This is a genomic window from Streptomyces sp. NBC_01351, assembly GCF_036237315.1.
Lineage (GTDB): Bacteria > Actinomycetota > Actinomycetes > Streptomycetales > Streptomycetaceae > Streptomyces.
This window is the reverse complement of sequence record NZ_CP108356.1, coordinates 5,380,000-5,393,127: the sequence shown is the minus strand read 5'-3', so window position 1 is coordinate 5,393,127 and position 13,128 is coordinate 5,380,000. Positions and strand designations below refer to the sequence as shown.

At 73.2% G+C, this 13,128-nt stretch carries 10 protein-coding genes and 1 tRNA gene; 2 read left to right on the top strand and 9 right to left on the bottom strand.

The features are described from left to right. Window positions 1-67 precede the first annotated feature (67 nt). The 3 genes from OG625_RS24830 to OG625_RS24820 form a co-directional block, all read right to left on the bottom strand. Window positions 68-727 (bottom strand): response regulator transcription factor, encoded by a 660-nt coding sequence (locus OG625_RS24830; protein WP_329385111.1) that lies wholly within the window; start codon window positions 725-727, stop codon window positions 68-70. Further along, window positions 706-1,989, bottom strand: coding sequence for a sensor histidine kinase (locus OG625_RS24825; RefSeq protein ID WP_329385109.1), 1,284 nt, complete (start codon window positions 1,987-1,989; stop codon window positions 706-708). Before OG625_RS24825 ends, OG625_RS24830 begins: the two co-directional genes overlap by 22 nt. A gap of 103 nt (window positions 1,990-2,092) precedes the next feature. Then, a complete protein-coding gene (locus OG625_RS24820) occupies window positions 2,093-4,987 on the bottom strand; it encodes a toll/interleukin-1 receptor domain-containing protein (protein WP_329385107.1) in 2,895 nt (964 codons plus the stop codon). Between the two features lie 137 nt (window positions 4,988-5,124). Here OG625_RS24820 and OG625_RS24815 point away from each other — a divergent pair, with 137 nt between their 5' ends. Continuing rightward, complete coding sequence (locus OG625_RS24815) at window positions 5,125-5,673, top strand: hypothetical protein (RefSeq protein WP_329385105.1); 549 nt, start codon at window positions 5,125-5,127, stop codon at window positions 5,671-5,673. A 46-nt stretch (window positions 5,674-5,719) separates the two neighbouring features. Here the strand turns inward: OG625_RS24815 and OG625_RS24810 are convergent, their stop codons facing one another. From OG625_RS24810 to OG625_RS24795, 4 genes are all read right to left on the bottom strand, one after another. Then, window positions 5,720-7,411 carry an AMP-binding protein gene (locus OG625_RS24810; protein ID WP_329385103.1) on the bottom strand — a complete coding sequence of 564 codons (1,692 nt, stop codon included), beginning with the start codon at window positions 7,409-7,411 and terminating at the stop codon, window positions 5,720-5,722. A gap of 26 nt (window positions 7,412-7,437) precedes the next feature. Continuing rightward, window positions 7,438-8,049, bottom strand: coding sequence for a lytic polysaccharide monooxygenase auxiliary activity family 9 protein (locus OG625_RS24805; RefSeq protein WP_329385101.1), 612 nt, complete (start codon window positions 8,047-8,049; stop codon window positions 7,438-7,440). Window positions 8,050-8,265: 216 nt separating this feature from the next. Then, on the bottom strand, window positions 8,266-10,134 hold the full coding sequence (locus tag OG625_RS24800) for an SPFH domain-containing protein (protein WP_329385099.1): 1,869 nt from the start codon (window positions 10,132-10,134) through the stop codon (window positions 8,266-8,268). Next, entirely contained in the window at window positions 10,131-11,453 is a 1,323-nt protein-coding gene (locus OG625_RS24795) for a peptidoglycan-binding protein (protein ID WP_329390930.1), read from the bottom strand. The genes OG625_RS24800 and OG625_RS24795 overlap by 4 nt, the downstream gene beginning before the upstream one ends. A 244-nt stretch (window positions 11,454-11,697) precedes the next feature. Here OG625_RS24795 and OG625_RS24790 point away from each other — a divergent pair. Continuing rightward, window positions 11,698-11,771: transfer RNA gene (locus tag OG625_RS24790), tRNA-Lys, on the top strand. A gap of 62 nt (window positions 11,772-11,833) precedes the next feature. Here the strand turns inward: OG625_RS24790 and OG625_RS24785 are convergent. Continuing rightward, window positions 11,834-12,493 carry a class F sortase gene (locus OG625_RS24785; RefSeq protein WP_329385097.1) on the bottom strand — a complete coding sequence of 220 codons (660 nt, stop codon included), beginning with the start codon at window positions 12,491-12,493 and terminating at the stop codon, window positions 11,834-11,836. 7 nt (window positions 12,494-12,500) lie between these two features. Beyond that, complete coding sequence (locus OG625_RS24780) at window positions 12,501-13,124, bottom strand: hypothetical protein (RefSeq protein WP_329385095.1); 624 nt, start codon at window positions 13,122-13,124, stop codon at window positions 12,501-12,503. Window positions 13,125-13,128: the final 4 nt, after the last annotated feature.

The window sequence follows — 13,128 nt, the reverse complement described above, 5'->3', positions numbered from 1 at the left end:
GGTCCCCGGGAGTGCTCAAAACCAATACCCGGACCCACCCGGCCCGGCCCCGGACCCGCCCCGGACCTCACCCCCGCAGGTAGGCGAGCACGGCCAGCACCCGGCGGTGGGTCTCCTCGGCGGGCGGCAGGTCCAGCTTCCCCAGGATGTTCCCGATGTGTTTGCCCACGGCCGCCTCGGAGACGACCAGGTCCCGGGCGATGGCCCCGTTCGACTTGCCCTCCGCCACCAGGCCCAGCACCTCCCGCTCCCTCGGCGTCAGCGCGGAGAGCGGATCGCGGCGCCGGCGCAGCAGCTGGCGTACGACCTCCGGGTCCACCACCGTGCCGCCGGCCGCGACGGTGACCACCGCGTCGAGGAACTGCTCCACCTGACCGACCCGGTCCTTGAGGAGGTAGCCGACACCGCTGCCGTCGCCGGAGTCGAGCAGGTCGGCGGCGTACGAGCGCTGCACGTACTGGCTGAGCACCAGCACGGGCAGGTTCGGGCGGGCCGCCCGGAGCTCGACCGCGGCGCGCAGTCCCTCGTCGGTGAAGCCGGGGGGCATGCGTACGTCGGTGACGACGATGTCCGGGCCGTGCGCGGCGACGGCGGTGCGCAGTTCGTCCGCGTCCCCGACGGCGGCGACCACCTCGTGGCCGAAACGCGTCAGCAGACCGACGAGCCCTTCGCGCAGCAGCACGCCGTCCTCGGCGAGGACGATCTTCAGGGATTGCTCACCGGGCAAGGGATCTCCAGGCTCAGGACGGTCGGCCCGCCGGGCGGGCTGGTGATCGTCAGTGTGCCATCGAGGACCGCGATCCGGTCGGCGAGTCCCGTCAGTCCGGATCCGGCGGCCGGATCCGCCCCGCCGCGCCCGTCGTCCCGTACGTCGATCAGCAGCGCGGAGCCGGTGTGCCGGGCGGAGACGCCGGCGCGGGCGGCGCCGCTGTGCTTGCCGATGTTGGCGAGGGCCTCGCACACGGCGAAGTAGGCGGCGGCCTCGACGGACTCGGGGAGCCGCGGCAGCCGCACCTCCGCTTCCACGGGGACGGCGGACCGCTCGGCGATGTCGGCGAGGGCGCCGGTGAGCCCGTAGTCGGTGAGCACCTGGGGGTGGATGCCGTGGATCAGTTCGCGCAGCTCGGCGAGGACCTTGCCGGCCTCCGTGTGGGCGGCGGCGAGCTGGTCGGCGAGCGGGCCGGGCGGCGCGTCGAGGCGGGCGAGGCCGAGGCTCATGGTGAGGGCGACGAGACGCTGCTGGGCGCCGTCGTGGAGATCGCGTTCGATGCGGCGGCGCTCGGCCTCGAAGGCGTCGACGAGCCGGGCGCGGGAGCGGGTGACCTCGTCGAGGCGGCCCTTCAGCTCGCGCTCGCGGGGGGCGAGGAGGGAGCGGGTGAGGGCGGCCCGGGCGCCGGCGAGGGCGCCGAGGGGATACAGGAGCGCGGGCAGGAGCAGCGCCCCGGCGGCGGCGCAGGCGAAGGCGGCCGGGTAGGAGGTGACCAGCCACAGCTTGAGCACCCTGACCTCCGAGTCGGAGGCGAGGGCGAGCTGGAGGGGGGTGGTGAGGAGGACGAGGGGCGCGCCGAGGAGCAGCGCGAAGGCCGCCAGGTCCACCCACCAGAGCACGAAGCCGTGCAGGAAGGCGTAGGCGAGCTCCCGCCAGGTGGCCTGCTCCCGGAAACGCAGCCGGACCCAGGCGGCGAGGCCGGGCTCGGTGGGCGTGCGGTGCGGGGTGGGCGCGGGGTCGAGGTCGATCAGCCGCAGCCGGCGGCGCTCGACGGCGCCGGTGGGGACGCCGACGAGGGCGAGCAGACCGAGGAGGGGCAGGCCGACCAGCACGATCCCGAGGGCCGTGCCGGCGGTGGCGAGGAGGGTGAGGGCGAGGAGGGCGGGGACGCCGGTGAGGGCGCTCCCGGCGAGGTAGCCCGCGGCTCGCCAGGGCCAGGCGGTGCGGAGGTAGCGGCCGCGGGCCAGGGCCTGCCAGGGGGTGCGGGCGTGATCGTCCATACGGGCCAAGCTATGCCCCGAGCCTGGGCCGGCCCATGGGCCCAGGGGGTGTCCGGGGGGTATGCCTGGCCCTACCCCGAGGCGCGGGCCCCGCCCGGCCCGCTCATTCCTTGGCGTCGGGGCGGCAGGGGGTCTTGACGTCCATGCCCTTGAGGTAGCGGTCGTACTCGTTGCGAGGAAGCGGATCGGGGCCGACCTTGCACAGGACCTCGCGCCAGGCCGCAATGTCGATGGTGCGGCGCATGAGGGATCCGTCGGCGCCGAAGGTGAGGATCGCGCCGTTCGGGGCCGTGAACATCTGGACGGTGTCCTGGGCGCCGACGACCTGCGTCTCCACCGCCCACGTGCCGCGCGACTCACCGGTTTCGGCATCCCAGAACTGGAACGTGGCGTCCTTGCCGGTCCCGACGACCTGGACGACGAAGCGGGAGTCGCGGTTGAACACCACGCTCCGCTGGCCGTCCCGGATGGAGACCGCGCTGCTGCGGACCGTCCGTCCGGAGGCCACGTCCAGGATGGTGATGCGGTTGTCGCCGTCGATGGTGGCTACCTTGTCGCCACTGTGGCTGACGGCGAGTTCGCCCTTCATCACCTCCTTCGTCACCTCCTTCGTCCTGTGCACCTGCTTGAGGCGGTTGCCCTTGGTCACGCGCAGCACCGTGACCGCCTCCCTCTCCTGGAGCACCAGGGTCTTGCGGTCCCCGCTGACGGACGAGGACTCGTAGGACCCGGTACCCGGCACCTCCTGGACGACCTTCCAGGTACGGGTGTCGGTCACCGATATGCCCCCGTTGCCCGCGCCTACCAGGTGGATTCCGTCCGGGAGGAAGAACAGCGGCAGGTTCACCGGGCTGTCCACCGCGGGTGAGCCGATCTGGGCTCCGGTCTTCGGGTCCCAGAGGGTCAGGGTGCCGGCCTTCTCCACCACCACTCTGGAGCCGTCCCCGTTGGCGATCACGTCATCGCTGGTGTTGCCGTCCCGGACGACGGGGGTGCCGATGTGCCCGAGCCGCTGCACGCCCGTGTCGGCAACCGTCCAGAGGTCCGTACCGCCCTCCTTGCCGCGGAAGGCGAGGCTCTGGTCGGGCGTGAGCTCAGTGGCCTTCAGCTGGTCCTCGTTCGGGACGTCGGCGCCCCCCTGGAGGCTCGCGGTGGAGAAGAGGGAGATCGCACCGTCTTCGGTGCCTGCGGCGACCCATTGCCCGTCTCCGGATGTCGCCATGCTGAGGAGCGGGAACTGGAAGGCGCCGAGGATGCGGCGCTGGCGCAGGGCCGTGTCGTAGAGGGTCACTCCCCGTCTGGCGTCTCCCACCACCATCGCGTTGTTGTCCCGGGGAAGGGCCAAGGCCCGGATATCGCCTCCTGGCACCGAAGCCAGCCGCCGGGCGGCGGCCAGGTCCCAGAGCTCTGCGGTGGCTGCGACCTTCGCCCCGTCGACCCACTCGTAAGGGGATGTCACGTAGGCCATGTCCCAGTCGTCCGAGAGGACCATGCCGCCGGGCTCATCGGCGGAGGCATCGGGCGTGGGGAGTCCGGGAAGCTTGCTCGGTTCGCTCCACGTGTTGCCGTCCAGGGTGCGCACAGTTCTGGTGCCGCCGTCGACGGCGACCAACTGGTTCGCATCGCGGAACGCGAGCTCCACCCAAATACTGTCGGCATATCCCTCACTGACGGGTGTGCCGCTCGCGGTGTCCCAGACGGCTATGTGAACGTCTCGTTCGACGGGCATGGAGTGGAACGCGGCGGCCAGCCGCTGTCCGTCCGGGGAGAGCGCGAAGGCGCGGAAGCCCATGGTGGCATTGGACAGGCCGTCGCGGTTGCCCGCGGCGATGGTGCGCATCAAACGGGCCTGGGGGACGTCCCACAGCTCTATCCGGTTCGGCCAGACCGCGACGGCGAGCACCCGTCCGTCCGCGCTGAGCTGGAGCGGGCCGCCGCTGAGCGGCCAGCCCTCGCCGTCGAGGCTCGGGAGGGCCTTGCCGGACCGGATGTCGTAGAGGTGTACGTAGCCGACACCCGGGCCCTTGGCCTCGGTATCGAAGGCCGTGTAGTAGGCCATCGTGCTTCCGTCCCGGCTCACCGCGACCACGGTCGGGGGCCGGTTGCCGGCGCTTCGCCAGTCGGCGACCGCCTCGTTCCCGCCCTGCATGTGCCGTGACACCTTGTCGTTGCCCGCCACCGCCCGCGCCAGGGCCTGCGCCGCCTCGCCGGTCGGCTCGGTCGCGTAGGCGTACAGCGCGTACTGCGCGGACCTGCGCGGGTCGGTGGCCGCCATCTCCAGCGCACGGGCGGCGAGGGCCAGGGAGGCCGATGTGCGGGCGCGTGCCAGAGCCTCGTTGCGCTGTTGCCAGGCGAGGAAGCCGGCTATCAGCGCGGTCACCAGGAGGAAGGACAGCGCGGTGACGGCGCCGCGCAGCATGCGCAGGGCCGTGCGGCGCTGGCGGAGGTCCTCGCTGTCGATCTCGTCCTTGGTCCGGCCTCGGAGCGGGGCGAGCAGGGTGGCCACGGCATCACGGAGCGGGGCGTCCCGTAAGGAGAACTCTTCGGCGGCGCGGACAGCCGTGAGGTCCACCCAGAGGGGTTCCTTGGCGAATTTCCCGCGCAGAACCTCCGGGAGGCAGGTCGTGCGCGACCAGTCCCAGTCGTTGAGGGACGGGTCCCAGGCGATGGTGCCGTCGCTGACCGCGATGAGGAAGCGGTCCATGGGGCAGTGCTCGATCCAGAACTCGATCTCCTCGCGGACCCACCTCGACTGTGCCGCCGCGGGCGAGGCGACGTAGATGAAGTACCGGGAGTCGGCCAGCTCCTTGAGGATCGCGCCGCCGAGGTCACTGCTCGCCGCGAGGCTGGTGGTGTCGCGGAAGACACTGACCGTCTGGCGCCGTGTCCAGGGACGGCCGAGCCGGTGCAGACCGCGCTGGAGCGCTTGGGCGAGCGGGACGTCCTGTTGATGGCTGTACGAGATGAAGGCGTCGCGTCTGTACTGGCGTTCGTCCATGGCCGCCCCCCGGCTTGGCTGACTACGCTGACGTGGTCTCGCGGAACTCGTAGGGTGGCATGGAGAGTTGGGCGGAGGGAAAGGTTCGGGGGATGGGATTTCGACAGAGATTAGGACGCCTTCGCGGGACGGGCGGCTTGACCCCGCAGGAGATCACGGTCAAGTTCTCCATTCCCTTCGTGGGGGAGATCAGCGGCGTGTGGGAGCCCGTGGACGCCGAACGGCAGGCTGCGTGGGAGCTGTACGTCGAACTGGCCACCCGCATTTCGGTCGTTGAGCTCGGCGACGACGAGGGCCTGCTCCGGGAGGCGCTCTCCTCGCTCTACACGGTGTTCGGGACGACGCGGGAGATCCTGCGGCGTTACGGGCCCGAGGTCGCGCCGAGGGTGGCGCCGGGGAAGGTGACCTTCGGGGCGCTGGCGGTCAATGTCCTCAACCTTTCCATCCGGCCGCTGCTCAGCAAGTGGCATCCCCTGCTGACCGCGCACGAGGCGACGCGCGGCGACCATGTCGATCCGGTAGCGCACGAACGGCGCTGGTCGCGGACGCCGGAACTGCGGGCGGAGATCGAGTCCGTACGGCAGGTACTGCTGTCGCTCGCGCAGGCGCTGAACGAGGTGGCGGGGGTCGGCGACCTGATCACCGCCCGAGTGCCACGGCAGACGGCGGCGGACACCCCCACCTGACGGCGCCGGGCACGGCTGCGGGCCCCGCCCCGGTACGGGGGGCGGGCTAGCGGTCCAGGAGGGACTCTCGGCCGTGGGCGGTGTAGGTGGCGAGGAGGGTGGTCAGGGCCTGCTCGTCCAGGGGGGCGTACTCCCCGGAGGGGGTGCGGTGCCAGACCGGGTCCGGGTGGCAGCGGAACGCGGCCCGGCGCAGGGAGACCCGGTGGACCTTGTTCGTCGCCGTGACCGGCATCTCCGGGAGGACGCGGACGTACCGGGGGGACATCTTCGTGCCCAGGTCCGGCTGCGCCGCGAGGAACGCGGCGAAGGCGGAGGGGGAGAATTCGGCGCCCTCCCGGAGGGAAAGGGCCGCCATCACCTGGTCGCCCGCGACCTCGTCCGGGACCGCGTACACGGCGACCGCCGCCGCGGCCGGCCAGCGGGCCAGGATGTTCTCGATCACCGCGGCCGCCAGGTTCTCGCTGTCGACGCGCAGCCGGTCGTCCGTGCGGCCCGCGAAGTAGAGGAAGCCCTCCGCGTCCCGGAAGAAGAGGTCTCCCGTCCAGTACCAGCCCTCCCGCGTGCGGGCGGCCTCCGCGTCGGGGTTGCGCCAGTAGCCCTCGAACAGGCTGCGGCCCCGGTTGACCAGCTCCCCGATGGCCTCCGAGCCGTTGAGGAGGCGACCGTCCGCGTCCAGGACCGCCGGCGGGCAGTCCTTGCCCGTCTCCGGGTCGATCACCGCGAGGTCGTCCCCCGCCCCCGCCCGGCCCAGGGCACCCGGCGGGGTGTCGGCCGTCCGCTGGACGGAGGCGCCGCCCTCGGTGGCCCCGTAGCCCTCGACCAGCCGGACCCCGAACCGCTCGGCGAAGCGCGCCGCGTCCACCGCGCCGGCCTCGGTGCCGAAGCCGAGGCGGAGGCTGTGCGTGCGGTCGTCCGGGGTGGGCGGGGTGGCCAGGAGGTACTGGATCGCGCGGCCGACGTACGTGAAGTACGTGGCCCCGTACGCCCGTACGTCGTCCAGGAACGCGGACGCGGAGAAGCGGCGGCGGAGGGCCACGGACGCCCCGCCGACGAGCGCCGGGAGCCAGTCGGCGATCACCGCGTTGCCGTGGAAGAGCGGCATGCAGACGTAGTGGACGTCGTCCTCGCCGACCGAGAAGCTCCGCGCCAGGGAGGCTCCGGCGGCCGCCAGCCGGCCCTGGGTGCAGATGGCGGCCTTGGGGGCGCCGGTGGAGCCGGAGGTGAAGTAGAGGAGGAGGCGGGTGTCCGGTCCGGGCGCGGTGAGCACCGCATCGCCGGGCTCGGCGGCCGCGTAGGGGGCGAGGAGGGCCGCGTACTCCTCGGTGTCCGTGATCAGGAGTCGTACGCCCGGCAGGTCGAGGCCCTGCAGGAGCGGCAGGTGGGTGCGCTCGGTGACGAGGATCCGGCATTCGGTGTGCAGGATGTCGCGGGCCAGCTCGGGGCCCCGCCGGGTGGGGTTGATGCCCGCGACGGCGGCCCCCGCGAGGGCCGCCGCGCCGAGCCAGAACGGGAACTCCGGGGTGTTGTCGAGCAGCAACCCGATGTGCGGCTCGGCCCCCGGGGGCATGAGGTCGACGAGGAGCGCGGCGCGCGCGGCGGCTTCCCGGGCGGTCCGGTGGTGGGTGAGGACGCGGCGTTCGCCGCCCTCGCCCTCCTCGTACTTCAGACCGGGCCGGTGGTCGCCCCATTGGCGCGCCATGAGCTCCGCGACGGTTCGGGGTGCAGTCGTCGTCCGCATGCCGCCGGAGGGTAGCTGACGTTCCGTCAGAATTGAACGTCGGAGCAGGCGTAGAAGGCCATCGGAGTGTCGTTGACGGTCCAGACGGCCAGGATCAGGTGGCGCCCGGTCTTGCCGCCGGGCATGTTGCCCTGGTGGACGGTGGTCATGGCGGGCCGGGCGCCGTTGTAGGCGACCGTGAGGAAGGGCTGGGGTTCGAGGTCGGCGCGGGTGAGGGCCTTGCCGCCGGTCCAGCCGTTCTTGGTGATGTAGTACTTGAAGTCGGTGGTGGAGTGGTTGGCGGTGAACTGCCACCGGAAGCTGTAGTTCTGACCGTTCGTGACGGCCGTGGTGGGCCAGGCTCCGCCGCGCGGGTCGTCGAGCTCCGCGAACTGCGGGAGTCCGGCGGAACATATCTTGCCGTCGGCGGGGCCGGCCGCCGGGAAGCCCTTGAAGCCCTCCACGCTCTGCGGCTCCCACTGGATGGCTCCGCAGTTGGCGACGGTCTTGTTGGCGCAGAGCTTCTGGCGGCTGATGGGCGTGTCGGTGTAGCCGTGGCTGCTGGCGGTGGGGGCGCTGAGCAGGGTGATTCCGGCGACGAGGCCGAGACCGAGCGCGGCGGCGCCGGCCGCCCGTCCGGGTATGCGGAAGTGACGCATGATGCTCCTTGAACGTGGGGGGAGGTTCGGTGAGAGCGCGCGCGTGGGGATGTCACGTGTGGGGATTTTCGCTTTAGGTCTAGACCAAGTCCCAGGTTATTGACGAGAGTTGGCCATGTCCAGACCAATGGGAGAACGGGTGGTCCGGTCGGTTCCGGCCACCCGTTCTTTTACCGCTGTGTCGTCTCGTGCTGTGTTGTGTCGTGCTGTGTTGTGCTACTCGGACCGGCCCGTGTAGAAGGCGACCGTGAGGTCCTTGACCAGCGCCTTGCGCTCGTAGTCGTCCAACTCGACGAGTCCGCGCGAGGTCAGCCGGTGGACGGTGTCGTCGACGGCGTCGACGACCGAGGTCAGCACGGTGTCCCGGTGCTTCGCGTCGATCGCGGCCACCCGGCGGCGGCGCATCGCCTCGGCGACCTCGGGGGCGTACTCGATCCGGGTGGGCTGCGCCGAGTACACCTCGACCCCGACCGCCTCGGTCTCGGCCGCCAGCATCCGGGTCAGCGCGTCGCCGACGGCCTCGGCGTCGCGCAGGGTCGGGGCGTCCTCGTGGAAGGCGTCGGCGGGCAGTTGGGACAGCACGCGGGCCATGGCCGACTCGACCTGCTCCGCGAGGTACTCCACGTGGTCCTCCACGGCCAGGGTGGCCCGGGCCGTGTCGTTGACCTGCCAGACCACCTGGACGACCACCTGGAGGGCGAGGCCCCCGGAGTCCACGGCGGGCATGGGCTCGCTGCGCCAGTGCCGCAGGCGTACGTCGACCCGGCGGCGCAGGAGGAGGGGGCTGACCCAGGTCAGGCCGGTACGACGGACCGTGCCGCGGTAGCGGCCGAAGAGGGTGAGCACCCAGGCGTGGCCGGTCCGGGCGCGGCCGAGGCCGCCGAGGGCGAGGAGCGCGACGATGCCGAGGAACGCGAGCGGGGGCCAGTGCTGCGCGCGCAGGCCCTGGTAGGCGCGGGGGGTCCCGCCGAAGGCCGCCACGAGGGGGGCCGGGACGATCCCGGCCCGCCAGAGCACGGCGGCGCAGCCGGTGAGGGCCATCCCTCCGACGACCACGCCGACCCAGCCGGGCAGCACCGGGCCGCGGTGCTCCCGCAGCCGGTCGTCCCCGCGGGGGACGCGGCGGCCGGGGGCGGGGCGGGGCGGATGCGCGGCGGTCGTGGGCTTGGGGGTGGGGGTGGGGGTGGGCGGCGTGGCAGCTGCCGGTTCGGGGGCCGCCATGGTCTTCGGCTCCCCGCGGAACGGGAGGTGCACCGGGATCTCGGTGGCCGCGGCGCCCCGGTGGGCGGCCGGCCGCAGCCGGGGGATGTCCTGCGTGTCGTCCTCCTCCGGCTCCGCACGGTCCAGTCCGCGCGCCACTGCCTGGGCGACGATCTCGGCGACGCCGGGGGCGACGTCGGGGCCGGGGATGCCGGAGGGCTCGTGCGGGTGCGGGTGCGGGTGCGGGTGCGGGATGGCATCGCTGTCGGTGTCGGTGTCGCTGCTGCGCAGGCGGAGGGTAGGCACGGGGTCGTGCCCGTGCCCGTGCCCGGCGGGCGCGTAACCGTGCTCCGGCGGGAGCGTGTCGGGCTCCGCTGCCGTGCGGGGTGCGGCGACGAGCGGTACGGGCTGCGGGCCGGCTGCGGCGGGGAGCTCCGGTTCGGCGGCGACGGCCACCGCCGCTGCCGCGACCAGCGGGGCGGCGGGTTCCGCGCCCTCGCGGGGCGGGGCTACGTGCGGGGTGGGGGCCTGCGGCGCTGTTCCCCTACCCGCCCCTTCCCAGAACCGGGGCTCCGCCCCGGACCCCGGACGGGAGTCCTGGCCGGGCCCGCCGGCGGGCTGCGCCGGACCGGCCGCCTGCGCGGCGGCCCAGGCCGGGGCCCGGGGGACCTCCGCCTCGGCGGGTCGGCCTGCCGGGGAGGTAGCCGCGGGCTCCGGGCCGGCGGGGGCCGTCCCCGCCCCCGGCAAGGTGGTGGCCCCCGGCAAGGTGGTGGCCGCCGGTGGGGTGGTGGGTTCCGGTGTGGGGGGAGTTGTCGCGGTGGTGGGGAGTCGGAGGGTGCCCGTGGTTGTGGTGGTGCGGGTGGGGTACATCGTTACCTCCGTCATGCGAACAGCCGGCGCCAGGTTTCCGGGCCCGGATAGCCGTCGGCCGCCGCCCCGCGCCAGCCCTGCGCGCGTTGGAAGGCCTCGACGTTGCGGCGGTCGGCCTCGCCCCAGCGGGGGCCCGGGCCGGAGCGGTAGTGCTTGCCGAAGCCCTTCTTCACCAGCTGGCGGCCGAGCGCGGTGACCGCCTCGTGGGACGACCCCGGGCGGAACACCTTCGCGCCCGGGTAGGCCCGTACGCCTCCCGGCCCCGGAGCTCCGCCGCCGCCCGCCGTCGGCGGGATGTCCTTGCCCTGGCCGTCGACCAGCAGCCGCCAGGTGTGCGCGCCCGGGAGGCCGTCCGCGTCCGCGCCCGTCCAGCCCTGGGCGCGCTGGAAGGCCTGCGTGGCCAGCCGGGCGGACTCGGTCCACTCCATGGGCACACCCTGCGGGTAGAAGCGCGAGCCGCCCCGGTCGACCAGCATCCGGCCCAGCCGGGCGACGTGCTCGTTGCTCTGCCCCGGGCCGAACTTCGCGGCGCCCGGGAAGGGCGAGGAGCCCTGCGCCGGCGGACCCGGGGTGTCGACCCCGCCGGCGACCCCGTTGTACCGGTACGGGATGTACTTCGTCGCGTTGTTCCAGTACCCGTACGGCGTCGCCAGCTTCCGCGTCGTCGGCCGCGTCTGCTCGTACGAGATGTAGTGCGTGCGGGTCTCGTCCACCCATCCGCCGAAGAGGGTGACGTGCGAGCCCTTGTTGGGGTCCGCCGGGTTGTGGAAGAGCAGCATGTCCCCCGGCAGCAGCTCCTCCTTCGTGATGCGGGTGGCGAATTTGTCCAGGCTGCCGGTCCACTCGTTGGTGCCGAGGTTCCAGGCCATGGAGACGTAGCCGGAGCAGTCCTGCCGGTATCCGTCCGTCCAGTACTCGGACATGCTGTACGGGACCTTCGCGTCCAGCCACAGCTTCGCCCGGTTGATGATCGTCGTGCGGTCGATCCGCTTCTTCGCCGCCGCGGGCGCCGCCGGCGCTCCGGGCTTCCCGGCCGGGCCGGCCTTCGGGCCGTGCAGCGGGGCCCGGCCGCCCTGCGGGCTGCCCGGGTCGTCCAGGGCCACCGGACCCGGGGTCGGGGTGGTCACGGCGACGGCGGCCGAGCCCCCACCGCCCAGGACCACTCCCGCCGCGGTGGCCAGGACCAGCGCGCGGCGGGCGCCGCGCGCGGCGGGATGGCCCCCGTCGCGCAGCGGTATGGCCCGTGCGCGGGCGAGTGCGCGGCGACGGTGCGCGCATCCCTGGCAGGGGCAGTCGCCCGCGGGCTCGTACTCCTCGAAAACGGGCATCGGCATCTGCGTCGTCGCCGGCGTCGTCGCTGGCGTCGGCACATGCGTCGGAGGCTGCATCGTCATGCGGTTCCGTCCACTCCCCTGCTCGTCCACTGGTCGGCCGGACCGCGTCTGGCGGGGCATCAGATGCGGCACGGCCAGACATATCGTGCACGATAAACCCCCCAAACATGGGTTAATCGGACAAGGCGGGCGTGGCTGGTCACGAGCACCCGCGGAGGTGGGGTAGAGTTTTCTCTGTCAGCAGGCGCCGCTAGCTCAGTTGGTTAGAGCAGCTGACTCTTAATCAGCGGGTCCGGGGTTCGAGTCCCTGGCGGCGCACAGACAAGAGGAAGCCCCTCGCAGTGAAAACTGCGAGGGGCTTCTTCGTTCCCGCGGGGAAGCTAGGCCGCCGTGCCCGGGCGGACTCCCGCGCCCGTCAGGTAGGCGGAGACCACCACGTTCGCCGTGTACTCCTTGGCGGCCTTGTCGTAGGTGCCGCCGCAGGTCACCAGCCTCAGCTCGGCCCGGCCCGCGACGCGCTGGCCGTACGCCTTGTGCGGGTCGAAGCCATCGCGTTCGTAGACCCGTACGTCCTCGATGGTGAACTCGGCGACCGAGCCGTCCGCGCGCACCACCCGCACCTTCTCGCCCGGCTGCGCCGAGCTCAGACCGTAGAACACCGCCGGTTTGGAGCGGGTGTCCACGTGCCCCACCATCAACGCCGCTCCGGCCGCGCCCGGCTGGACGCCCTTGCCCCACCAGCCCACCGTGCCGGGGCTCTCGTACGGGGGCGCCTCGATCGCGCCGTCCTTGTCCAGGTCCCGGGAGATCACCGGGGCCTGGATGCCTATGGAAGGCACGTCGACCCGCTGCGGCAGGGCGCCCGCGAGCGGGGCGCGCGCGGCCGGCAGCACCGGGCCGACCGCCCCGCCGGCCTGGCCGGCGAGGGGGGCCGGGACCCCGGTGAGCTGGCGGCCCCACAGCCATAGCCCGAGCACCAGTACCGACCAGGCGGCGAACGTCAGCAGCCGGCCGCCGGGGGAAGCCTTGGGCTCGTTCACACCGGTCTCATTCGCCGCTGCGCCGGCGGCGCAGGGTCAGCGCCCGGCCCGCCACCGCGAGGGTGGCCACGGCGGCGAGGACGGCGCCGATCACCGTGTGCGGCAGGCCCGGGCCGTCGCCGCCGTGGTCCTTCTTGTCCGTCGCGGCCAGCTCGGACGTCGGCGGCTGCTTCGCGAGCTCGGCCGCCATGCCGCCGCCGCCCGCGTGGACCGGCCAGACCGGCGAGGCGTGGTGGCTCGGACGGTGGTGGGCGATCTGGATGGAGCCGGTGACCTTGTCGTGGCCGTCGCAGGTCACCCGGACGGAGTGCCAGCCGGGTGAGGCGTGCGAGCGGATCAGGGCTTCGCCGTAGAGCGGGCTGCGGCCGCCGTCGCGGCCGTACAGGTCGACGTCGTTCACGAAGACCGAGGACTTCGCGGACCCGCGGGTGCCCTCGCAGCCGTGGACGCGCAGCTTGACCTGCGCCCCCGGGTGGGCCGGGTTCGGGTCGACCGAGATGCTTCCGCCTCGGTCGCCCCGGCCGCCTCGGTCCTCCTCGCCCGCGAGGGCGGTGGGCGCGGCCACCGTGGACAACGCCGTCAGGGCGACGGCCACCCCGGCGGCACGGAGAGCGATCAGAACACTGCGCATGGTG

Excerpts from the sequence above, each read along its gene's own strand:
- OG625_RS24800 (WP_329385099.1), bottom strand. The coding sequence starts at position 10,134 with ATGACGGAGGTAACGATGTACCCCACCCGCACCACCACAACCACGGGC.
- OG625_RS24780 (WP_329385095.1), bottom strand. The coding sequence starts at position 13,124 with ATGCGCAGTGTTCTGATCGCTCTCCGTGCCGCCGGGGTGGCCGTCGCC.
- OG625_RS24825 (WP_329385109.1), bottom strand. The coding sequence starts at position 1,989 with ATGGACGATCACGCCCGCACCCCCTGGCAGGCCCTGGCCCGCGGCCGC.
- OG625_RS24810 (WP_329385103.1), bottom strand. The coding sequence starts at position 7,411 with ATGCGGACGACGACTGCACCCCGAACCGTCGCGGAGCTCATGGCGCGC.
- OG625_RS24820 (WP_329385107.1), bottom strand. The coding sequence starts at position 4,987 with ATGGACGAACGCCAGTACAGACGCGACGCCTTCATCTCGTACAGCCAT.
- OG625_RS24805 (WP_329385101.1), bottom strand. The coding sequence starts at position 8,049 with ATGCGTCACTTCCGCATACCCGGACGGGCGGCCGGCGCCGCCGCGCTC.
- OG625_RS24795 (WP_329390930.1), bottom strand. The coding sequence starts at position 11,453 with ATGCCGATGCCCGTTTTCGAGGAGTACGAGCCCGCGGGCGACTGCCCC.